Here is a 20,561-nt window from a genome sequence, read left to right on the forward strand (position 1 = left end):
CAGGACCGCCGGACCGCCGGACCGACGTCAGGAGCCGTCGCGGACCCCGGACGACGCGAACCGCCCCGCCCCCGGCCGATTTCTCGGCGCGGTGTGGGGCGGGGCGGTGCGGTGCGCGCGGGTGAGGGCGCGAGGCCGGGTGGCCGCTAGTCGACGTCCACCGGGCCGTCGTCCGACTTCTTCTCGCGCCGGGCGCTGAGCTGGAGCAGGCCGTTGTCACGGGGCTGCTGCTCGGAGCGGTCGCCCTCGGACTCCTGGCCGCCGAGGTTCTGGCGGACCGAGTCCAGGATGGTCAGACCCTGGGAGACCAGACCGGCCGCGATCTCACCGAGGCCGTCCGCGCCGTTCAGGACGTTGACGTTGGCGCCCGCCAGGCCGCCGGCCGCCTCCTTCACGATCTGCGGCAGCTGGTCGATCAGCATCCGGTCCAGCGCGACACGGTCGTACGACGCCGCCGCCTCCGCCTGGATCTTCATCCGCTGGGCCTCGGCCGCCGCGAGGATCCTGACCCGCTCGGCCTCCGCCTCGGCCGGCTTCACGACCTCGGACACCAACTGCTTCTGTCGCAGCAGGGCCTGACGCTGCGCCAGCTCGGTCTGCGCGTCCAGCACCTCCTGCTGCGCGTGCGCCTGCGCCAGCGGACCGGCCTGCGCCGCCTGGGCCTGCGCCCGGTCCACCTCGGCCGAGTACTCGGCCTTGACGACGGCGGTCTGCCGGGCGTACTCCGCCTGCCGGCGCGCCGCCTCCTGCTCCGCCTCCACCGCGGCCTGCGTGGCCTGCGCCTGGGCGATCTGCGCCTGGCGCTGGATGGCCGCCTTGTGCGGGGCGGACATCGCGTCGATGTAACCGGTGTCGCCGTCGTCGATCGACTGGATCTGGAGCGAGTCCACGATCAGCCCGATCTTGGCCATCTCCATCTTGGAGGTGTCCAGCACCTCCGCGGCCAGCTTCTGCCGCTCGGTGACGATCTCCTCGACCGTCATCGAGCCGATGATGGCACGCAGATGACCGGCGAAGATCCGGCCGGTCAGCACCGACATCTGGTCCTGGTCGGACAGGAAGCGCTGACCGGCGTTGATGATGCTCTCGTGGTCGTTGCCGACCTTGAAGGCGATGACGGCACGCACATGCAGGGCGATGCCCTGCTTGGTCACACAGGTCTCGGTGACCTCCGACTCGCACATCGCCAGTGAGAGGAAGCGGGTCTTGCGGAAGAACGGCACCACGAACTTGCCGTGGCCCGTCACCACTCGGAACGGCGCGCCCCCCAGTCCCCGTCGTCCGCCCGAGATCAACATCGCCTCGTCCGGCGCGGGTACGCGGTATCCGAACATTTTCTCGTACTCCTCAGCAGGCGTCGACGGCGTCGCCGCCGAGCGCGTCCAATGGATCAGCCCACTCGATGACGCCGACCTCGCGGCATCCCCGTGATTCGATCACGAGGACCGTCGCTCCGGGCGGCAGGGGATCCTCCGACCAGGCGAGGAACGTCTCGGAGCCACCCCGGACCCGGACCAGTATCTCGCCGGGTCCGGCGGATCCACGTGTTCCGATGAGGACCTTCCCCGTACAGCCGATCACGGCTTCGTCCTGCGTCATCACCGGCCGTCCTCCTCGCGCTGGCCTCAGGATTCCGACGATAGCCCCAGTCGGGCCGCGCACCAACGGGCGGGATGTCACAGCACGCGCACAGACGCGGCCAGCTGCTCGGGCAGGGCTGCCGTGTGGGTCATCACGAGGCCGGAGACCGCACGGGTGAGGGCCACGTACAGCCGCCGCAGGCCCGTCCGCTCGTCCGGTTCGCCGTCGACCACCGCCCGCGGCTCGTCCAGCACCACGTAGTCGTACTCCAGGCCCTTGGCGAGCGAGGCCGGCACCAGGGTCAGCCGGGTCTCGCGGGTCGTCTCCTCGCCCGGCGCGAGGAATCCGATCCCGGCCGCGGTCAGCGCCTCGGCCAGCGCGGGGACCCGGGCATCGGCGGCGATCAGACCGGTCGAGCCCTCGTTGGCCAGCAACTCCGCGCAGGCGGAGACGACTTGGTCCGTGCTCTCGGTCGCGCGGACCTCGAAGAAGCCCGGGTTCTCCCGCACGGAGGCGACCGGGGTCAGGCCCGGCGCGATGTGCGGGAGCAGCCGGGAGGCGTACGTGATGACGTCGGTCGGCACGCGGAAACCGGCCGTCAGCTCCTCGATCACGCCGTCCTGTTTGCCCAGGTGCCCCAGTGCCTCGTCCCAACTCCGGGTCGCCCAGGGGGTCGTGCCCTGCGCCAGGTCGCCGAGGACGGTCGCGCTGCCGGTGCTGCAGCGGCGGCCCACCGCCCGGTACTGCATGGGGGAGAGGTCCTGCGCCTCGTCCAGGACCACATGGCCGAGCGAGTGCGTGCGCTGGATCAGGTCGGCGGCCTCGTCGATCAACACCGCGTCCGCGGCGGACCACTTGGCCGACTTCACGCTGCGGACCGGCTTGGCCCACAGGATCGTCCTCTGCTCGTCCTCGTCCAGGATCCCGGCCGCGTGCTCGTCCAGGAACTCCGGCTCGGTGAGCAGCCGCAGCACCAGTTTCGCCGGGTCGACGACGGGCCAGATCGCCTTCACGGCCGCCTTCACCGCGCTGTTGCGGGCCACCGCGTCCTGCACCCGGTCGTCCGGCGCCTCCCCGGCCCGCTCCATCTGCACCAGCACCGCGTGCGCGATCCGCTGCGGCAGCGCCTCGCGGGCGGCGCCGTACCGGATCTCCCGGTCCAGCAGCTGCCGGACCAGCTCCTCCAGTTCGTACGCGGGTACCCGCCAGCGCCGGGATCCGCGCACGACCACGACCGGTTCCGTCGGCGGGGTCACGTACGAGTACAGGGCCCGGCGCAGCACCTCGGCCAGCCGGGCGTCGCCCTTGATCACCGCGGCGGCGGCCTCGTCCGTGCCGCGCACCTCCACCTGTGCCACCAGGTCGTCCACGGTGGCCTGCTGCACGGACAGTTCGCCCAGCGCGGGCAGCACCTGCTCGATGTAGTGCAGGAAGGACTTGTTCGGGCCGATGACCAGGGTGCCGGTGCGGGCGAGGCGCTCGCGGTGCGCGTACAGCAGGTACGCCACCCGGTGCAGGCCGACGGCGGTCTTCCCGGTGCCGGGGCCGCCCTGCACGCAGACGGTGCCGCCGAGCCCGCTGCGGACGATCTCGTCCTGCTCCGGCTGGATGGTGGCGACGATGTCCCGCATCGGGCCGACGCGCGGCCGCTCGATCTCCCGCTGGAGCAGCTTGCTGGTGGTGGCCGCCTCGGCCGGGTCGGACAGCCGCTCGTCCTCGTACGCGGTCAGGTCCCCGCCGGTGTAGCCGAAGCGGCGGCGCAGCCCGATGTCCATCGGGTCCTTCTTGGACGCCCGGTAGAACGGCTGGGAGACCGGCGCGCGCCAGTCGATGACCATGGGGTCGCCGTCCGCGTCGTGCACATGCCGGCGCCCGATGTAGAACTGCTCGCCCGACGCCCCCTCGGCCCGGTCCTCGCCCGGGGCGTGCAGGTAGTCGAGGCGGCCGAAGAACAGCGGGGTGTCGCTGAGGTCGGCCAGCGCCTTGATGCGGTCGTCGATCTGGCGGCTGAGCACCGCCGCGTTGACCCAGTTCGCGGTGACGTCCCTGATGTCCAGCGCCTCCACGTCCTCCCGCATGGCACGCAGCGCGGCACGCGAGTCGGCGAGGTGCGAACGTTCCCGGGAGAGCGGGTCCCCGGCGGGGTCGATGGCCTGTTCCTGGGCGTACGTGGACAAGGGGGGTGCCTCCGGTGGGCCTGCTGCGGGCGGTACGACGGTGACGGTGTCGCCGCCGACGACGGTGCGGGTGACTCCGCTGTCGTGTACGACGGCGATGCCGTCCGGTTTCCGTCCGGGCGGCGGCTCTCCGGGAAGGAGGCGGGCAAGAGAGGAGATTTTAGTGAGGGAGTGGGGGGGAACGCCAATGGATATTCCTCGGGGAGCGACACGGCGCCCGGCGTCCCCGCCGGACCGGTGACGGGGGCTCGTGGCCTCAGCGCTCGCCCTTCCCGTCCCGCGGGCCGTAGCCGTACGCGCCGCCCTGTTCGCGGGGTTCGCCGGCGACGGAGACCGCCACCGGGGTGGTGCTGCTCGCCCCGGTCACGGTGAAGGAGCCGAAGACCCGGTCGTCGCCACGACGGTCCAGGGGGCACGGTGCCGCCCACACGTGAACACGACGCCCTCAGGCGCTGGGTGAGGATGCCCGTGCCCGGCATGTTCGCCCGCCCCCGTGCTCCGCACGGCCCCTAGGGGATACGGGCGGGCCGGACGCCGGGGTCGGGTCGGGGTCGGGTCCACCCGCGGGTGCAGACGGGGGCCGCTGGAATCGGACCCGTGGACCGATACCGCGAAGGGGCTCGGAGTTCCACCATGGAGTCATGAGCGCAGCAACCGTTTCCCCCTCCACTCCCCGCCCCCCGACCGGAGCCACGGCCGTGGACGGCGCCCCGCGCCACCTCCTGGGCAGCGCCCTGCGCGCGCTGAAGGTGTTCGCGGAGGCGGCGTTCGGCGTCGTCATCCTCGGCGAGTACGGCGAGGAAGCGGGCATACGCCGGGTGTGACGGCACCGCCTCCCACCCGGCCCTCCCGTCAGCCCTCCGTCTCGGACCGGCCCTCCGACTCCGTGAGGATCTCGTCCGCGTCCATGATCCGGTAGGCGTAGCCCTGTTCGGCCAGGAAGCGCTGGCGGTGGGCGGCGAAGTCCTGGTCGATGGTGTCGCGGGCCACGACCGAGTAGAAGTGGGCCTGGTGGCCGTCGGCCTTGGGCCGCAGCACCCGGCCGAGCCGCTGGGCCTCCTCCTGCCGGGAGCCGAAGGTGCCGGACACCTGGACGGCGACCGTGGCCTCGGGCAGGTCGATGGAGAAGTTCGCGACCTTGGACACCACCAGCACGTTGATCTCGCCCTCGCGGAAGGCGTCGAAGAGCTTCTCGCGCTGGGCGTTGGAGGTCTCGCCCTTGATGACCGGGGCGTTCAAGTGCTCGCCCAGCTCGTCTAGCTGGTCGATGTACTGGCCGATCACCAGGATCTGCTGGCCCGCGAACCGGCGGACGATCGCCTCCGTCACCTTCCGCTTGGTGTCCGTGGTGGCACAGAAGCGGTACTTCTCCTCCGTCTCGGCCGTCGCGTACGCCAGCCGTTCCGACTCCGTCAGGTTCACCCGGACCTCGACGCAGTCGGCGGGCGCGATATAGCCCTGCGCCTCGATCTCCTTCCAGGGCGCGTCGAAGCGCTTGGGCCCGATCAGGGAGAACACGTCCGACTCACGGCCGTCCTCGCGCACCAGAGTCGCGGTCAGCCCCAGCCTCCGCCGTGCCTGGAGATCGGCGGTGAACTTGAAGACGGGAGCGGGCAGCAGATGTACCTCGTCGTAGACGATCAGTCCCCAGTCCCGGGAGTCGAACAGCTCCAGGTGCGGATAGACGCCCTTCCGCTTGGTCGTCAGCACCTGGTAGGTGGCGATGGTGACCGGGCGGATCTCCTTGCGGGTCCCGCTGTACTCGCCGATCTCGTCCTCGGTCAGCGAGGTCCGCTTCACCAGCTCGTGCTTCCACTGCCGGGCGGAGACGGTGTTGGTCACCAGGATCAGCGTGGTCGACTTCGCCTCCGCCATGGAGGCGGCGCCCACCAGCGTCTTGCCCGCGCCACAGGGCAGCACGACGACGCCGCTGCCGCCGTGCCAGAAGTTCTCCACGGCCTGCTTCTGGTACGGCCGCAGGGTCCAGCCGTCCTCGTGCAGGTCGATGGAGTGCGCCTCGCCGTCCACGTAGCCCGCGAGGTCCTCGGCCGGCCAGCCGAGCTTGAGCAGCGTCTGCTTGATCTGCCCGCGCTCGGAGGGGTGCACCACCACGGTGTCCGGGTCGATCCGCGCGCCGACCAGCGGGGTGATCCGCTTGGACTTCAGGACCTCCTCCAGGACCGGCCGGTCGGTGGTCGTCAGGACCAGCCCGTGCGCGGGGTGCTTGGAGAGGGTGAGGCGGCCGTAGCGGTCCATCGTCTCGGCGATGTCCACGAGCAGCGCGTGCGGCACCGGGTACCGGCTGTGCTCCACCAGCGCGTCCACGACCTGCTCCGCGTCGTGCCCCGCGGCCCGCGCGTTCCACAGCCCGAGCGGTGTCACCCGATAGGTGTGGATGTGCTCGGGCGCCCGCTCCAGCTCGGCGAACGGCGCGATGGCCCGACGGCAGTCGTCGGCCCGCTCGTGGTCGACCTCCAGGAGCAGGGTCTTGTCGGACTGGACGATCAGTGGACCATTCACGCGCGGCACACCCTTTCCACAACGGCCTTCACCGGGACCAAACCTCCAGTGTGCCCCATCCGGGGGCGGTCGCGGCGGGGCGCGGGCCGGCGGGACCGTCCCCGCTCACTCCTCGGCGAGCTCGGCGACCCCGGTGATGCGGTGCAGCGGGTAGGTGCGGACCTCGTCCGCCGTGTGGTCGTAGGCCGTCACGAAGCCGCCCTCCACGCGGATCGGGGCGATGACACGCTGGCTGGCGGCGCCCTCGGCGTTGACGTAGCCGATCCACAGGGACTCACCGGTGAGGACGGCGGCCTGCACGGTGGCCAGGGTCTCGGCGGAGGAGGTGCGGGGCAGTTCGCCGGCCGCCGGGTCGGTGCCGGCGGGCTTGCGGGGGGCCGTGGCGGCCAGGTCGCCGGCCCGGATCGCGCGGATCGCGGCGGACAGGAGCGTGCCGTCGGGCGGCGGCGGGCCGTCGGGTACCGGCTCGGGCGCGGTCCGGGGCGGGGTGCGGTGGGCGTGCACCCGGGTGATCAGCACGTCGCCCTCGGCGGATTCGGCGGCGGGCGCGAAGCCCATCGCGCGCAGGCCCTCCAGCAGGGCGGCCGGGTCGGACTGGGCGGCCAGCACGGTCGGGGCGAGCCGGCGCAGGCGCAGGGCGGTGGCGCGCTTGTCGGCGAGGATCTCGTTCAGCAGGGCGTCGTCGTCGCAGCGGACGTACGCCGAGGCGGCGCCGATCCGCAGATGGCCGTGCTTGCGGGCCACGTCGTCGATCAGGTAGGCGAGCGGCTGCGGGATCGGGGTGCGCGAGTGCCGGGCGAGGAAGTCGTGCAGGTCGGCGGCGGTCCGCCCGGCGTCCAGGGCCCGGCGCACCGACCCCGGTGTGAACCGGTAGACCGTCGCACCACCCTTCGACTCGACGTCCGCGAGCACCCCGAGCATCTCCGCGAGCGGCCGCTCCAACGGCCCCGGCGCGACCGCCGTCAGATCGGCCTGGAGGAGCACGTGGTCGAGGGGCTCGGGCAGGAGGGGGGCGAGGAGCCGGGCGGCGGTGGCGGTGGCGACGGCCTGCTCGGCCGGGGTGAGGGGAGCGGGGGACGCGGTGGCGGCCGGGACGGTGGTGCTCGGGGCCGTCGCCGGGGCGGATGCGTGGTGGTGATGGACGGGGAGCTTGTCCCCGGGGCCACCCGGTTCACCCGCACCGGCCGGGCCGCCCGCGCTGCCTCCGGAGGCGACGCCGGCCGAGTCGGTCAGTGCGGCCGCGGCGGTCAGGTCACCCCTCTCAGCCCTCTCACCCGGCCCGCCCGGACCCACCGCCCCCGGCGTCCCCAGCAGCGCCCTGCCATGGGTGGACAGCGCGCCGCGCCCCGTCACGCCGAGGAGTTCCGCCTCCGTGAGGGTCCACCGGGCGAGGCGGGTGCGGAGGTCCTCGGCGGGGGTGTCCTTGCCGGGGCGGGGGGTGCCCGCGGCGCCCCGCAGGGGGCGTTCCCAGTGGAGGCGGGTCAGGACCGCCTCCGGGGCGGGCGCGGCGCCCGCCGGGAGTCCGGACAGCAGGGTCAGGACCCGGTGCCGTACCTCGGGCGCGGCCGAGCGGTCCAGGCCGGGGCCGAGCGCGGAGAGGGTGCGGTCCTTCGCGTCCCGGCCGCCGACGAGGCCCGGCGCCCGGGTCGCCGCCAGCCAGGCCCCGGCGAGCAGCGCCCAGCGCTCGGCCGGGGGACGCTCGAGCCACTCGTCGTAGAAGGGGGTGGCGGCGTACCGCTCGTCGGCCTCGCCGTCGGAGGCCAGCAGGCCCGCCGCGTAGGCCAGTTCGACCCAGAACGCGGCGACCGGTTCGGGCACGTCCAGGGCGACGGCGGTCCGCTTGAGATCGCGCACGCTGAGCCCGCCGGCCCGCAGCACCGCGGGGCCGCCCTCGTCCCAGTCCTTCAGCAGCTCCTCGACCGTGGCGAGCGCGGTGTACGCCTGGCCGGCCGCCGTGGCGTCCACACCCTGTGGACGGTGGTTCGCGGCCGGCTCCACCGCGGGCGGCAGCGGCTCGGGCTCCCGGTGGGCGCGGCCCGCGCGCAGATGCAGGGCCACCTCGCGGGGCAGCACGACGGTGCCGGGAGCCGTCGGCAGCAGCAGGCCCCGGTCCAGCAGCCAGCGCAGATGGGCGGCCGGTTCCGGGGTGACCTGCCCGTACGGCGGCCCCCACACCAGCCGGGACAGCACCTCCAGGGCACCCTCCGGCGCCCCGGAGAGCAGCTCGGCCATCTTCCTGCGATGGGTGAACAGCGCGGTCAGCGCGGTCACCGCCGACACCGAGTCATGGGTCGAGGCCAGCCCCGCCGTGGTCACGATCTCCTGGATCCGCCCCGGGGACATGCCCGAGGTGGCCTCGTGCACGGCGGGTCCGAGCCCGGTCGGCGAGGGGTGCTGCGGGGACGGAGCGAGCAGCTCGCGGGCGGTGCGCACCAGGCGCAGCCGCTCGTCGTCGCCCCACACCAGGGCCTGTTCGCGCAGGGTGGCGAGGGCGCGGGGGAGCGCGGCGGCCACCGTCTCGTCCCCGGCGTCCCCGGCCATCAGCCCGAGCAGGGCGGTGCCGGAGGCCGGGTCCGGGGCCACGGCCAGCGCCTCGGCGGTCTGCAGCGCGAAGCGGTCCAGCCGTTCCAGGGCCCGCAGCACCGAGGCCCGGGTGCCGGCCCGGGTGGCCAGCTGGGTCAGATCGGTGGGCACGGGCGTGATGAGGTCCGGGCGGCTGCGCAGCAGCGCGGCCAGGGAGGCGTCGTCCCTGGCGCGGAGCGCCTCCGCGAGGGACCGAGGGGCTGGGTTGGCCTCTTGGCTCATCCGGCCAACGGTAGCGGGTTACCCCCGGCGGTTCAGCCGTGGCGGGCGGGGCCCCGCTCTGCGCTACCGTCCTCACGGGGTTTCAGTCGGCGTCACCCCGGAGGGATTCCGTGGGCATCGAAAGCGACAAGGTCGTCTACGAGTACCTGAGCCGCGTCGGGGACATCGCGTCGCAGCGGCAGCTGCCGTCGTCCGCGCGCATGCGGCTGGTCTCGGAGCTGCGCAACGAGATCGACCGCGACCGGGCCAGAGCGACGGTGGACAGTCCCGACGCGGTCCGTCGCATCCTGGACCGCCTGGGCACCCCCGACGAGGTGGTGGAGGCCGCGGGCGGCACCGGGCCCGCGGGCGGCGCGGGCCGTCCGTCCACCGCCGTGCCGGCGCAGCCCGTACCCCGCGAGCGGGAGCCGGAGCTCGCGTCGCCGGCCGACGAGCGGCCGCGGGGCCTGCGCCGGGTGGTACCCCGGCCGCGTTCCACCGGGTCCCGGCCCGAGCCGTCCGTGCCCCGGGACGCGCCGCCGCCCGCCGCCGGGCACGAACTGTGGGAAGCCGCGTCGGCGCCCGACTGGTGGCGTACCGCCGGTGGTCCCTTCGGCGGCGCCGGGAACAGCCCCTTCCTGGACACCGACCCGGTGCCCGGCTTCGTCGGCGGGGTGGAGATCCCGGACCTGCTCCGCCGCCCGCCGCACGAGATCGAGAAGGAGAAGCGGGAGAGGGAGGAGAAGGCGGAGAAGGAGAAGGCGGCGCAGGCCGCTCCGGCCGCCCCCGCCCGGCGCTTCGGTCTGTTCCCGCGCCGTGCCCCGGCGCCCGCCCCGGCCCCGGACCAGGCTCCCGGCACCGTGCCGGACGCCGAGGCCGCCGTCCCGGCCCGCCGTCTCCTGCCCGGTCCGGCCGCCGGCTGGTCCAACCCGTTCCTGCTGCTGGCCGCCGCCGCACTGGTCGCCGGGGCGGTGCTCGGCAACTGGTTCGCGCTGCTCGCGGGCTGGGCGATGGCCTACACCTCCCGGCGGCTGAGCCCGTCCGAGAGCAAGTGGGCCGTGCTCGTGCTGCCCGGCACCGCGGTCGTGGCGGGCCTGGTGTGGCTGTGGGGACGGCAGAGCGGCCGCTGGGGCGACCCGATCGCCCAGGGGCAGATGAACGACGCCGTCGCCCAGACCTGGCCCTGGGTGGTGCGGGGCGCGGCCGTCGCCTCGGCGCTCTACGTGGTGTGGCGCTCGCAGCGCCGGAGCTGACGTCCGCGGGGCGCCGGCCGGACGCGGGCGCGGGCCCCGCCGGGCCCGCCTGGCACCATGTCCCCCATGGCCTCCCTCACCGTCGGCTTCGACCTCGACATGACCCTCATCGACTCCCGGCCGGGCATCCGCGCGTGCTACGTGGCGCTGGCGGAGCGCACGGGGACGTACATCGACGCCGACCTGGCGATAACCCGGCTCGGCCCGCCGCTGGCGGAGGAGCTGGTGAACTGGTTCCCGGCCGAGCGGGTGGCCGAGGCGGCCGACCTGTACCGGGAGATGTACCCGTCCACGGCCGTCGCCGCGACCCCCGCCATGGCGGGCGCCCGCGAGGCCATGGCGGCGGTGCGCGCGGCCGGCGGCCGGACCATGGTGGTCACCGCGAAGTACGAGCCGAACGCGAAGCTGCACCTGTCCCATCTGGGCATCGAGCCGGACGTGGTCGTGGGCGACCTGTGGGCCGAGCAGAAGGCGCAGGCGCTGCGCGAGTACGGCGCGGGTGTGTACGTCGGCGACCACACCGGTGACGTGCGCGGGGCGCGTACGGCGGGCGCGCTGTCGGTCGCGGTGGCGACCGGGCCGTGCCCCGCGGACGAGCTGCGCGCGGCCGGAGCGGACGTCGTCCTGGACGATCTGTCCGCTTTTCCGGCGTGGCTGGCCGATTACCGCCCCTGACCGAGCCGGGTCCGACGGCCCTCGGGACCGGCCGCGGGCCCGCTCGCTACCGGGACGCCGCGGCGCTCCTCGCCTGCCGCCGGCCGGCCGCGATCGACCGCAGCACCCCCGCGCCGGCGATCAGGAAGCCGACGCCCATGAGCATGCACAGTCCGTACATGTAGGTCGGAAACGGCTTGGTTCCGAGGAACAGCGGGACCAACGTGACCAGGGTGGCCAGGGCCCCGACGAAGAACACGATGGCGCCGGCACGGATCAGTCCGTCGCCGGGCCCGGCGGAATTCGCTTGGGTTTTGTCACGCACCGGACCAGGGTAGTTCCTGCGCGAGAGAACGACCGGGGGACGTCTTGTCACCGGGTCCAGCACCATTAGCCTTGATGACAGCGGGTCACGGCCGACCCGCTCCAGTGCTATCCAGAGCCGTTTCCGAGCAGTTTTCCCGACGAGTACGAGGACGAGGACAGACGTGCCTACCGGCAAGGTCAAGTGGTTCAACAGCGAGAAGGGCTTCGGCTTTCTCTCCCGCGACGACGGCGGTGACGTCTTCGTCCATTCCTCGGTTCTCCCCGCCGGAGTCGACGTGCTCAAGCCGGGACAGCGTGTGGAGTTCGGCGTGGTCGCCGGACAGCGCGGCGACCAGGCGCTCTCGGTGGTCGTGCTCGACCCGACGCCCTCCGTGGCCGCCGCCCAGCGCAAGAAGCCCGACGAGCTGGCCTCGATCGTGCAGGACCTGACGACCCTCCTCGAGAACATCACCCCGATGCTGGAGAAGGGCCGCTACCCGGAGAAGGCCTCCGGCAAGAAGATCGCCGGGCTGCTCCGCGCGGTCGCCGACCAGCTGGACGTCTGACCGCGCCCGCTCGTCCGGGCTCCGGTCAGGGAAAGGCGAGCGCGTCCGGGCCGAGGGGTGGCACCAGCCCCTCGGCCGCGGCCCGGGTGAGCAGCCCGCGGACCGCCGCGTAGCCGTCCTCGCCGAGGTCGGCGGTGAACTCGTTGACGTACAGCCCGATGTGCCGGTCGGCCACCGCCGGGTCCATCTCCTGGGCGTGCGCCATGACATACGGCCGGGAGACCTCGGGCGCGTCCCAGGCGGCCCGTACGGAGGCGCGCACGGAGTCGGCGAGCCCCTTCAGCGTCCCGGCGCCCAGCGACCGCTTGGCCACGATCGCGCCCAGCGGGATCGGCAGCCCGGTCGTCCGCTCCCAGTGCTCGCCCATGTCGGCGAGCTTGTGCAGCCCGTAGTTCTGGTAGGTGAAGCGGGCCTCGTGGATCACCAGACCCGCGTCCACCTTGCCGTCCCGCACGGCCGGCATGATCTCGTGGAACGGCATGACCACGATCTCGCCGACCCCGGGGACGGCGTCCGCGGCCCACAGCCGGAACAGCAGGTACGCCGTCGACTTCTCGCTGGGCACCGCGACCGTACGGCCCGTCAGGTCGGCACCGGCCTCCCGCGTGAGCACCAGCGGCCCGCAGCCCCTGCCGAGCGCGCCGCCGCAGGGCAGCAGCGCGTACTCGTCGAGGATGTACGGCAGGACGGCGTACGACACCTTCAGCACGTCGAACTCGCCGCGCTCGGCCATGCCGTTGGTGATGTCGATGTCGGCGAAGGTCACGTCCAGCGCACGGGCGCCGGGGACGCGGCCGTGGGCGAGGGCGTCGAAGACGAAGGTGTCGTTGGGGCAGGGCGAGTACGCGATCTGCAAGGGCTCACTGGTCATACCGGTTTCCAACTCTCCAGTGCGGGCGCGAACTTCCCGAACGCCGCGGTGAGGGCGGCGAGGGCGTCGCCGATGCGCCAGGCGGCGCGGTCGCGCGGGCCGACCGGGTTGGAGATCGCGCGGATCTCCAGCACCGGGGCGCCCTGGGCGGCGGCGGCCTCGGCGACACCGAAGCCCTCCATGCCCTCGGCGAGCGCGCGGGGGTGCCGGGCGCGCAGCGTGGCGGCGCGGTCGGCGGTGCCGGTCATGGTGGACACGGTCAGGACCGTGCCGGTGCGGGCGCCGGTGGCCTCGGCCACGGCCCGTACGAGTGATTCCGGCGGGCGATGGGTGACGGTCCCGAATCCCAGCTCGGTGACCGGGAGGAAGCCGTCGGCGGTCTCGGCGCCCAGGTCGGCGACGGTGATCGCGTCGGCGACGACGAGTGAGCCGAGCGCGGCCCCGGGCGCGAACCCGCCGCCGATCCCGGCCGAGACGACCAGGTCGTAGGGGGCGCCGGCGAGCGCGGCCGCGGTGAGCGCGGCGCCGGTGGACGCGGCGGCCCGCGCGGGCCCGACCCCGGCGGCGAGCAGATCGATCACGGCACCGGTGCGAGGGCGGCCGGCCCCGGCGGCCGTACGGATCAGCACCGCACCCGGCAGCCGTACCTCTTCCCCCGGCTCGGGGAACGCCTCCGCCACCGCGTCCCGTTCGGCCGGGACCGCGGTGGCGACGAGGACTCGTGCGGACGTCTTGATCAGGCCTTCTTCAGCTTGAAGGACCACACACCCTTGGTCGGGTTGGAGCCCATCTGGATCACCAGCGTGTTGGAGTCGCCGCCGGTGCCGTACTGCTCGTTGAAGAACGCGTTGCCCGGCAGGGTGCGGTACGTCTCCTTGCTCAGGCTGGTGAAGGGGCGGCCGTTGACCAGCACGGCCCAGCCGGCGTCCGCGATCTTCGGGTCGACACCGATCCGGATGGTCGAGTCCTCGCCGACCGAGATCGCCTTCGCGTCGCCGGTCTTCTTGGCGCAGGCGGCGAGGGCCTTGGCGTCGAGCGCGTTGCCGTCGTTGTAGCAGACCGCCTCGGAGTGCACCGAGTCCCGGCCGACGGTGATCGTCGCGGTGGGCGTCGGCTTGTCACAGGCGGACAGGACGAGCAGTCCGGCGGCAACGGCGCCGGCAGCGGCGACGGCGCGGCGGCGCCGCACAACGCGGTGTACTTCAGCGGCTTCGCCGCGGGGCAGCGTGGTCATGGCCGAAAGATTATCGGTCGCCCGGAGTCGTCCGCCCACGCGGGGTGCGGCGTGCCCGGTTCGTTACGCCAGTCGTGTCCGCGACAACCGAAGCATGTCCGGTTCGTCATGTCACCTGCCCCTTTACGACGTCGTCCCGTCACGTGCGGCATCGGCCCGGTACGGCGGAGCGTCCGCTCATGCCACCCGGGCTCGGGGCCGCCCGCCGTACCGGGCGGAGGCGATCAGTCCGCGCAGGGTGCTCAGCCAGCCCACGGCCACGAACGCGGCACCGGCCAGCAGTCCCACCGTGCCGTTGAGCGGCATCACGATGCCGACCGCGCCGCCGAACACCCACGCCATCTGGAGCAGCGTCTCGGAGCGGGCGAAGGCCGAGCTGCGCACCAGCTCCGGCACGTCCCGCTGGATCAGCGCGTCCAGTGCCAGCTTGGCCAGCGCCTGCGCGAACCCGGCGACCGCCGCCAGGCAGGTCACCAGGACGGCCCCGAAGAACGCCGCGGCCACGATCGCCATGCCCAGCGCCGCCGCGACGACGGTCACGATGATGATCTCCGGCGCCCGTGATCTGAGCCACGCGCCCACCGCCGTGCCCAGCGCGTTGCCGGTGCCGGCCGCGACGCCCACCAGGCCCAGCGAGACCACCGCGCTCTGGCCGCTGAGCGGATGCTCGCGCAGCAGGAAGGCGAGGAAGAAGATCAGGAAGCCGGACAGGCACCGCAGGGCCGCGTTGGCGCCGAGGGCGTGGGTCACGGCGGGCCCGACCTCGCGCAGCCCGGGTCGCTTCACCTTGGTCCGCGGCAGCCGCCTCTCCTCGGCGGCGAGCAGCGCCACGGCCTCGCCGCGGGCCGAGTCCACCTTGGGCGGCAGCGAGAAGGACAGCACCGTGCCGGCCACGAAGATCACGAAGGCGCCGTAGAGCGGCCAGGGGTCGCCGAGCCGGTGCAGTCCCGCCGCGATCGGCGCGGCCACCCCGGTGGCCAGCAGCCCGGCCAGGGTCACCCGGGAGTTGGCCTTCACCAGCGAGAACAGGGGTGGCAGCAGCCGCGGTACGACGGCGCTGCGCACCACCCCGTACGCCTTGGACGCCACCAGCACGCCCAGCGCCGCTGGATACAGTTCCATACTCCCGGTCGCCACCGCGCCCGAGATCAGCAGTGCGAGCAGCGCCCGCGCCAGCATGGCCGCCGCCATCGCGGCCCGGCGCCCGTGCGGGATCCGGTCGAGCAGCGGGCCGACGACCGGGGCGAGGACGGTGAACGGCGCCATGGTGATCGCCAGGTACAGCGCGACCCGCCCGCGCGCCTCGTCGGTCGGCACGGAGAAGAAGACGGTGGAGGCGAGGGCCACGGTGATCATGACGTCCCCGGCGCCGTTCACCGCGTGCAGTTCGATCAGCTTGCCGAGGCCCGACTCGCCCGCGCCGTGCGCGTGCGTCGCCCGGCGGATGCCGCGCGCGGCGCCGGTGACGGGGGAGTGCAGGGCACGCCCGACGGACCGGGCGGCACCGCCCACCCGGCGCGCACCGCCCCCCCGAACCCCACGCCTGTCCGCGGTTGCCACGAGGTTCATAGTGCCCCGAGATGCCGCCGGATAGTGCGGATACGGCACGTATGGCGGCGAACCGCGCCCGCCGGCCGGGCGGGAGGGGCGGTCGGAGTGGGGGAGAATGCCGCCGAGCGGCAATGAATCCTGTTCGGTGTAGCGTGCGTATCTCAGCCATAACGCAGAATGGATGGCAGAGGTGCGCCCGAGCGCGCGGATGATGCAGACGTCGATGCGGTCCTGAGGTCCGCTCCGTCGGCCAACCCGCCTAAGGCAGCCGCCTTGACGAGACGGCGTAGGAGAGAAGCGATACCTGTGAGCGCAGCGACAACGCGAAGCCGCACCCCCGACCGCCTGTGCGCCGAGGCGGTCGACCTCGCCCGTGCCGCCGCGGAGGAGGCGGCCGCGCCCGGTGTGGTCGGCGAGCACTCCGGCCTCCTGTCCGAGGGCGACCGTGTTGTCACGCACTTCTTCGAGTGCAAGGAACTGGGCTACCGGGGCTGGCGCTGGGCCGTGACCGTGGCCCGCGCCTCCCGCGCCAAGGTCGTCACGCTGGACGAGGTGGTGCTGCTCCCCGGCCCCGACGCGCTGCTCGCGCCGGAGTGGGTGCCGTGGAGCGAGCGGCTGCGCCCCGGCGACCTCGGCCCCGGTGATCTGCTCCCGACCGACCAGGACGACCTGCGGCTGGAGCCGGGCTACACCGGTGAGGACCGGCCGCCGGCCGACTCGGCGGTGTCCGAGGAGCTGACGGAGCTGGCGGAGGCCGAGGACGCGGACGTCAGCCCGGGTGCCCCGGCCGTCCAGCAGACGGTGCCCGCCCGGGGCTCCATCGCCTCCGTGGCCGAGGAACTGGGCATGCGCAGGGCGCGTGTGCTGTCCCGTTACGGCCTGCACAGCGCGGCCGACCGCTGGGAGGAGGCGTTCGGACCGCGGACGCCGATGGCCCAGGCGGCTCCGGCCACGTGTCTGACCTGTGGCTTTCTCGCGCCCATCGGCGGCTCCCTGGGCCAGGCGTTCGGTGTGTGCGCCAACCAGTTCGCCCCGGCGGACGGCCGGGTGGTCTCCCTCGCCTACGGCTGTGGCGGCCACTCCGAGGCGGCGGTCATGCCCAAGCCCCCGCAGCCGGCCGCGCCGGTCATCGACGAGACCCGGGTGGAGCCCTTCCCGCTGCACCCCGCCCGCGATTCCGGCTCGGTCCCGGAGACGACGGACGAGGAGACCGCGGAACTGGGCCACTCGTGACCCTCGTCCGCCCCGCTCGGGACCCGGACCTTCCCGGTTTCCTCTCCCTGGCGGCCGAGGTGGAGCACTGGTTCGGCCCGATGGTGGACGACCCCGGTTTCACCGAGGCCGTGCGGCGCGGTGTCGGTCGCGGCACGGCGCTGGTGGCGGAGGCCGCGTCCGGGGATCTCCTGGGCGCCCTCCTCTTCGGCGGCAACCCCCCTGTGCACACGGTGCACTGGCTGGTCGTCACGGAACGGGCCCGGGGCACGGGCGTGGGCCGCGCGCTGCTGGCCGACGCGATCCACCGGTTCGTCCGGCCCCCGGCCACCGTCGAGGTGGTCACCTTCGGCCCGGACCACCCCGGCGCGGTGACCAGCGGCGCCCGCGTCTTCTACGAGAGCCTCGCCTTCACCCCGGCCGAACCGGCCGGCCCTGGGCCGGAGGGCGGTTCCCGGCAGGTGTACCGACGGCTGCTGCCCTGATGCCGGACGTTCGCCGAGGGGTTCTCGCGGGAGCGGCCGGGCCGGAGTGACGCGCACCGCCCGGTGCCCCGGGCCCCCTCGCCCCCGGCGCCCGCCTCGGCCACGGTGGCCGAGCGCGTGGGCGGGCGGGAAACCGGGATGTCGGCGCCGCGCTGTACCTTCTTCCTCACGTCGACGAGGAGTGTGAACGTGAGCAGCAAGTACGTGCGGCCGGCGGCCGAGGGCGCCGATCCCTTCGGGACGGCCCGGCTGCGTCGCGGTGTCATCGACGCCTGGGCCACCAGCCCCGCGCGCTTCCGTGAGGACGCCAACGCCGAGGAGGACCTCGTGCTGGGCGGCTACCGGGACCGGCTGGTGATCGAGCTGGCGCAGAACGCCGCCGACGCCGCCGCGCGCGCCCATGTGCCGGGCCGCCTGCGCCTCACCCTCCGCGACGGCGTGCTGATCGCGGCCAACACCGGCGCCCCCCTGGACGCGACCGGCGTCGAGTCGCTGTCCACGCTGCGCGCCTCCGCCAAGCGCGACGCCGACTCCGCCCACGGCGCCGTGGGCCGTTTCGGCGTCGGCTTCGCCGCCGTCCTCTCGGTCACCGACGAGCCCGCCCTCGTCGGCCGCCACGGCGGCGTCCGCTGGTCCCTCGCCGAGTCGCGCGAGCTGGCCGCCGACGCCGCCCGGCACAGCCCCGGACTCGGCGACGAGGTCCGGCGCCGCGCGGGCCATGTGCCGCTGCTCCGGCTGCCCTTCGCCGCCGAGGGCACCGCCCCCGATCCGTACGACACCGCCGTCATCCTGCCGCTGCGCGACGCGGCCGCCGCCGACCTCGCCGAGCGTCTGCTCGACGCCGTGGACGACGCGCTCCTCCTCACCCTCCCGGGACTCGAGGAGGTCGTCATCGAGACCGGCGACGACGCGCCCCGCACCCTGCGCCGGCACGCCGAGGGCGCCGTCACCGTCGTGGTGGACTCGCGGGAGGGCACGACCCGCTGGCGCACCGCCTCCGCGCACGGCCCGCTCGCCCGGGAACTGCTCGCCGACCGGCCGGTGGAGGAGCGGCTGCGGCCCCACTGGTCGGTGACCTGGGCCGTGCCGACCGACGAGCTGGGCCGCCCGGTGCGGCCCCGCACGGCCCCCGTCGTGCACGCCCCCACCCCCAGCGACGAACCCCTCGGCGTCCCCGCCCTCCTCATCGCCTCCTTCCCCCTCGACACCACCCGTCGGCACACCGCGCCCGGCCCGCTCACCGACTTCCTGGTGCAGCGCGCGGCCGACGCGTACACCGAACTGCTCGCCGGATGGCGCCCGGTGACCGAGGCCGCCGTCGACCTGGTACCCGGGCCGCTGGGCAAGGGCGAGCTGGACGGCGCGCTGCGCCAGGCCCTGCTGGAGCGGCTGCCGCGCACCGCGTTCCTGCCGCCCGCGCTGCCCGGCGAGGGCGGCGAGGACGAGCTGCCGCAGGCCCTGCGGCCCCGGGACGCGGAGATCGTGGAGGGCGCGGGCGCCGAGACCGTGCGGGTGCTCGCCGAGGTGCTGCCCACCCTGCTGCCCGCCGGTCTGGAGCGCCGCGCCGAGCTGCGCACCCTCGGCGTCGCCCGCCTCCCGCTCGCCGACGCCGTCGACCGGCTCGCGGGCCTGGAGAAGGAACCCGACTGGTGGTGGCGGCTCTACGACAGCCTCGCCGGGGTGGACGTCGAGCGGCTCTCGGGGCTGCCGGTGCCGCTCGCGGACGGCAGGACCACCATCGGCCCGCGCCAGGTGCTGCTGCCCACGCCCGACGGGGCCCGTATCGACGCGGACGTGCTCGCCCGGCTCGGCCTGAAGGTCGCCCACGAGGACGCCGCCCATCCGCTGCTGGAGAAGCTGGGCGCGCTGCCCGCCACCCCGCGCGCGGTGCTCACCACCCCCCAGGTGCGGGCCGCCGTCGCCGCCTCCCTGGACGACGGGGGCGCCCTCGGCTGGGAGGAGGACGCCCCCGACGCGGAGGAACTCGCCGACACCGTCCTCGGTCTGGTGCGGGACGCGGGCCTGGAGCCCGGCGACGAGCCCTGGCTGGGCGCCCTGGCGCTGCCGGACGAGGACGGCGAACTCGCCCCCGCCGGCGAGCTGGTGTTCCCCGGCAGCCCCTTCGCCCGGGTGATCCGCGAGGGCGAACTCGCCTCCGTCGAGCAGGAACTGGCGGACAAGTGGGGCGAACAGCCGCTGACCGCCTGCGGGGTGCTCGCCACCTTCGCCCTGGTGCGCGCCACCGACGTCGTCCTCGACCCGGACGAACTGGAGCCCCGCGAGGGCGACTTCGCCGAACCCGACGACGCCGGACTGCTGGACGCCGTGGACGTGTGGTGCGAGGACGTCCTCGACCGGTTCCCGGACAGCCCCGTACCCCCGGTCGCCACCGAACTCGTCGCCGTCCGTGACCTCGACCTCGTGGACGACGACCACTGGCCCGAGGCGCTCTCCCTGCTCGCCCGCCCGCCGCTGCGCGACGCCCTCACCCAGCCGGTGCGCGTCCTGCTGCCCGACGGCACCCACGAGGTCGTACGGCCGTACACCGCCTGGTGGCTGCGCGGTCACCCGGTGCTGGACGGCCGGCGCCCCGCGGGCCTGCTCGCCGCGGGCGGCGACCCGCTGCTGCGCGGCCTGTACGACGAGGCCGACGCCACCGGGTTCGAGGACGAGCAGGTGCTGCGCGCCCTCGGCGTCCGGACCTCGGTGGGCGCGCTGCTGGACGAGCCCGGCGGCGCCGCCGAACTCCTGGACCGGCTCGCCGATCCGGACCGCCCGGTCACCGGTGCCCAACTGCACGGCCTTTACGGCATGTTGGCCGATGTAGACCCGGAACAGGTCACCCTGCCGGACGAGTTGCGGGCCGTGGCCGACGGGCGAGCGACGGTGGTGGACGCCGCCGAGGCCGTGGTCGTCGACTCCCCGGATCTGCTGCCCTTCACCTCCGGTGTGCCTCTGCTGCCCGTACGGCCCTCCCGTGCCGCCGAGTTGGCCGAGCTGTTCCAGGTGCGGCGGCTCAGCGAGTCCGTGACCGGCGCGGTGCACTCCGAGGGCGTCGAGCACGACGTACCGGACCCGGTGCGGGTGCTCCTCGGCCCGCGCACCCCCGGGACGTACGTCGAGCACGACGAACTGGTCGTGGACGGCGTGGAGATCGACTGGCGGCTCACCGACGACGGGGTGCTGCACGCGGCCACCCTGGAGGGCGTGGCCGCCGGGCTCGCCTGGGCGGCACGGCAGTGGCCGCGCCGCTTCGAGGTCGCCGCCCTGCTGGAGGACCCGTCCCGGACGGAGGAACTGGCGCGGGACCGCTGGTTCGACTGATCTCCAGACGTCTCTCACGAAACACACAAGTTCCGTACAACCG

At 74.1% G+C, this 20,561-nt stretch carries 18 protein-coding genes; 7 read left to right on the forward strand and 11 right to left on the reverse strand.

The window, feature by feature from the left end; translation table 11 throughout:
* Positions 1 to 146: 146 nt before the first annotated feature.
* From VT52_RS14085 to VT52_RS37965, 4 genes are all read right to left on the reverse strand, one after another.
* Positions 147 to 1,334, reverse strand: coding sequence for an SPFH domain-containing protein (locus VT52_RS14085; protein WP_046422139.1), 1,188 nt, complete (start codon positions 1,332 to 1,334; stop codon positions 147 to 149).
* 13 nt (positions 1,335 to 1,347) lie between these two features.
* A complete protein-coding gene (locus VT52_RS14090; protein ID WP_046422138.1) occupies positions 1,348 to 1,599 on the reverse strand; it encodes a hypothetical protein in 252 nt (83 codons plus the stop codon).
* A 77-nt stretch (positions 1,600 to 1,676) separates the two neighbouring features.
* Positions 1,677 to 3,659: a HelD family protein gene (locus tag VT52_RS14095; protein ID WP_240509754.1), complete on the reverse strand. Its 1,983-nt coding sequence runs from the start codon at positions 3,657 to 3,659 to the stop codon at positions 1,677 to 1,679.
* Between the two features lie 355 nt (positions 3,660 to 4,014).
* A complete protein-coding gene (locus VT52_RS37965; RefSeq protein WP_167377701.1) occupies positions 4,015 to 4,188 on the reverse strand; it encodes a hypothetical protein in 174 nt (57 codons plus the stop codon).
* Between the two features lie 211 nt (positions 4,189 to 4,399).
* Between VT52_RS37965 and VT52_RS14100 the strand changes: the two genes are divergently transcribed.
* Positions 4,400 to 4,582 (forward strand): hypothetical protein, encoded by a 183-nt coding sequence (locus VT52_RS14100; RefSeq protein WP_046422136.1) that lies wholly within the window; start codon positions 4,400 to 4,402, stop codon positions 4,580 to 4,582.
* 28 nt (positions 4,583 to 4,610) lie between these two features.
* Here the strand turns inward: VT52_RS14100 and VT52_RS14105 are convergent, their stop codons facing one another.
* Both VT52_RS14105 and VT52_RS14110 read right to left on the reverse strand, forming a co-directional pair.
* Positions 4,611 to 6,278, reverse strand: coding sequence for a DNA repair helicase XPB (locus VT52_RS14105; protein ID WP_046422193.1), 1,668 nt, complete (start codon positions 6,276 to 6,278; stop codon positions 4,611 to 4,613).
* A gap of 105 nt (positions 6,279 to 6,383) precedes the next feature.
* Positions 6,384 to 9,083, reverse strand: coding sequence for a helicase C-terminal domain-containing protein (locus VT52_RS14110; RefSeq protein WP_071387447.1), 2,700 nt, complete (start codon positions 9,081 to 9,083; stop codon positions 6,384 to 6,386).
* A gap of 110 nt (positions 9,084 to 9,193) precedes the next feature.
* Between VT52_RS14110 and VT52_RS14115 the strand changes: the two genes are divergently transcribed.
* Together VT52_RS14115 and VT52_RS14120 are read left to right on the forward strand one after the other, a co-directional pair.
* Positions 9,194 to 10,315 (forward strand): hypothetical protein, encoded by a 1,122-nt coding sequence (locus VT52_RS14115; protein WP_046422134.1) that lies wholly within the window; start codon positions 9,194 to 9,196, stop codon positions 10,313 to 10,315.
* A gap of 57 nt (positions 10,316 to 10,372) precedes the next feature.
* Positions 10,373 to 10,990 (forward strand): HAD family hydrolase, encoded by a 618-nt coding sequence (locus VT52_RS14120; RefSeq protein ID WP_046422133.1) that lies wholly within the window; start codon positions 10,373 to 10,375, stop codon positions 10,988 to 10,990.
* 46 nt (positions 10,991 to 11,036) lie between these two features.
* Here VT52_RS14120 and VT52_RS14125 read toward each other — a convergent pair whose 3' ends face one another.
* On the reverse strand, positions 11,037 to 11,294 hold the full coding sequence (locus VT52_RS14125; protein WP_046422132.1) for a hypothetical protein: 258 nt from the start codon (positions 11,292 to 11,294) through the stop codon (positions 11,037 to 11,039).
* Positions 11,295 to 11,457: 163 nt separating this feature from the next.
* Between VT52_RS14125 and VT52_RS39405 the strand changes: the two genes are divergently transcribed.
* On the forward strand, positions 11,458 to 11,841 hold the full coding sequence (locus VT52_RS39405) for a cold-shock protein (RefSeq protein ID WP_037653330.1): 384 nt from the start codon (positions 11,458 to 11,460) through the stop codon (positions 11,839 to 11,841).
* A 25-nt stretch (positions 11,842 to 11,866) separates the two neighbouring features.
* Here VT52_RS39405 and VT52_RS14135 read toward each other — a convergent pair whose 3' ends face one another.
* From VT52_RS14135 to VT52_RS14150, 4 genes are all read right to left on the reverse strand, one after another.
* Positions 11,867 to 12,712 (reverse strand): 1,4-dihydroxy-6-naphtoate synthase, encoded by an 846-nt coding sequence (locus tag VT52_RS14135; protein ID WP_046422131.1) that lies wholly within the window; start codon positions 12,710 to 12,712, stop codon positions 11,867 to 11,869.
* Positions 12,709 to 13,476, reverse strand: coding sequence for a futalosine hydrolase (locus VT52_RS14140; RefSeq protein ID WP_167377702.1), 768 nt, complete (start codon positions 13,474 to 13,476; stop codon positions 12,709 to 12,711). The genes VT52_RS14135 and VT52_RS14140 overlap by 4 nt, the downstream gene beginning before the upstream one ends.
* Positions 13,449 to 13,946 (reverse strand): hypothetical protein, encoded by a 498-nt coding sequence (locus tag VT52_RS14145; RefSeq protein WP_046422129.1) that lies wholly within the window; start codon positions 13,944 to 13,946, stop codon positions 13,449 to 13,451. Before VT52_RS14145 ends, VT52_RS14140 begins: the two co-directional genes overlap by 28 nt.
* A gap of 177 nt (positions 13,947 to 14,123) precedes the next feature.
* Positions 14,124 to 15,515 carry an MFS transporter gene (locus tag VT52_RS14150; protein WP_079175044.1) on the reverse strand — a complete coding sequence of 464 codons (1,392 nt, stop codon included), beginning with the start codon at positions 15,513 to 15,515 and terminating at the stop codon, positions 14,124 to 14,126.
* 288 nt (positions 15,516 to 15,803) lie between these two features.
* On the opposite strand from VT52_RS14150, the gene VT52_RS14155 reads away from it, so the two are divergent.
* The 3 genes from VT52_RS14155 to VT52_RS14165 all read left to right on the forward strand — a co-directional run bounded on the left by VT52_RS14155 (position 15,804) and on the right by VT52_RS14165 (position 20,518).
* Positions 15,804 to 16,730, forward strand: a complete 927-nt coding sequence (locus VT52_RS14155; RefSeq protein WP_046422127.1) for a DUF3027 domain-containing protein — start codon at positions 15,804 to 15,806, stop codon at positions 16,728 to 16,730.
* Positions 16,727 to 17,194: a GNAT family N-acetyltransferase gene (locus tag VT52_RS14160; RefSeq protein ID WP_046422126.1), complete on the forward strand. Its 468-nt coding sequence runs from the start codon at positions 16,727 to 16,729 to the stop codon at positions 17,192 to 17,194. Before VT52_RS14155 ends, VT52_RS14160 begins: the two co-directional genes overlap by 4 nt.
* A gap of 138 nt (positions 17,195 to 17,332) precedes the next feature.
* On the forward strand, positions 17,333 to 20,518 hold the full coding sequence (locus VT52_RS14165; protein WP_046422125.1) for a sacsin N-terminal ATP-binding-like domain-containing protein: 3,186 nt from the start codon (positions 17,333 to 17,335) through the stop codon (positions 20,516 to 20,518).
* Positions 20,519 to 20,561: the final 43 nt, after the last annotated feature.

It is taken from the genome of Streptomyces malaysiense (assembly GCF_000980885.2).
Taxonomy (GTDB): domain Bacteria; phylum Actinomycetota; class Actinomycetes; order Streptomycetales; family Streptomycetaceae; genus Streptomyces; species Streptomyces malaysiense.

Coding starts and splice junctions, on each gene's coding strand:
- VT52_RS14085 (WP_046422139.1), bottom strand. CDS start 1,334: ATGTTCGGATACCGCGTACCCGCGCCGGACGAGGCGATGTTGATCTCG.
- VT52_RS14090 (WP_046422138.1), bottom strand. CDS start 1,599: ATGACGCAGGACGAAGCCGTGATCGGCTGTACGGGGAAGGTCCTCATC.
- VT52_RS14095 (WP_240509754.1), bottom strand. CDS start 3,659: ATGCGGGAGGACGTGGAGGCGCTGGACATCAGGGACGTCACCGCGAAC.
- VT52_RS14100 (WP_046422136.1), top strand. CDS start 4,400: ATGAGCGCAGCAACCGTTTCCCCCTCCACTCCCCGCCCCCCGACCGGA.
- VT52_RS14110 (WP_071387447.1), bottom strand. CDS start 9,083: ATGAGCCAAGAGGCCAACCCAGCCCCTCGGTCCCTCGCGGAGGCGCTC.
- VT52_RS14120 (WP_046422133.1), top strand. CDS start 10,373: ATGTCCCCCATGGCCTCCCTCACCGTCGGCTTCGACCTCGACATGACC.
- VT52_RS14135 (WP_046422131.1), bottom strand. CDS start 12,712: ATGACCAGTGAGCCCTTGCAGATCGCGTACTCGCCCTGCCCCAACGAC.
- VT52_RS14145 (WP_046422129.1), bottom strand. CDS start 13,946: ATGACCACGCTGCCCCGCGGCGAAGCCGCTGAAGTACACCGCGTTGTG.
- VT52_RS14150 (WP_079175044.1), bottom strand. CDS start 15,515: ATGAACCTCGTGGCAACCGCGGACAGGCGTGGGGTTCGGGGGGGCGGT.
- VT52_RS14165 (WP_046422125.1), top strand. CDS start 17,333: ATGTCGGCGCCGCGCTGTACCTTCTTCCTCACGTCGACGAGGAGTGTG.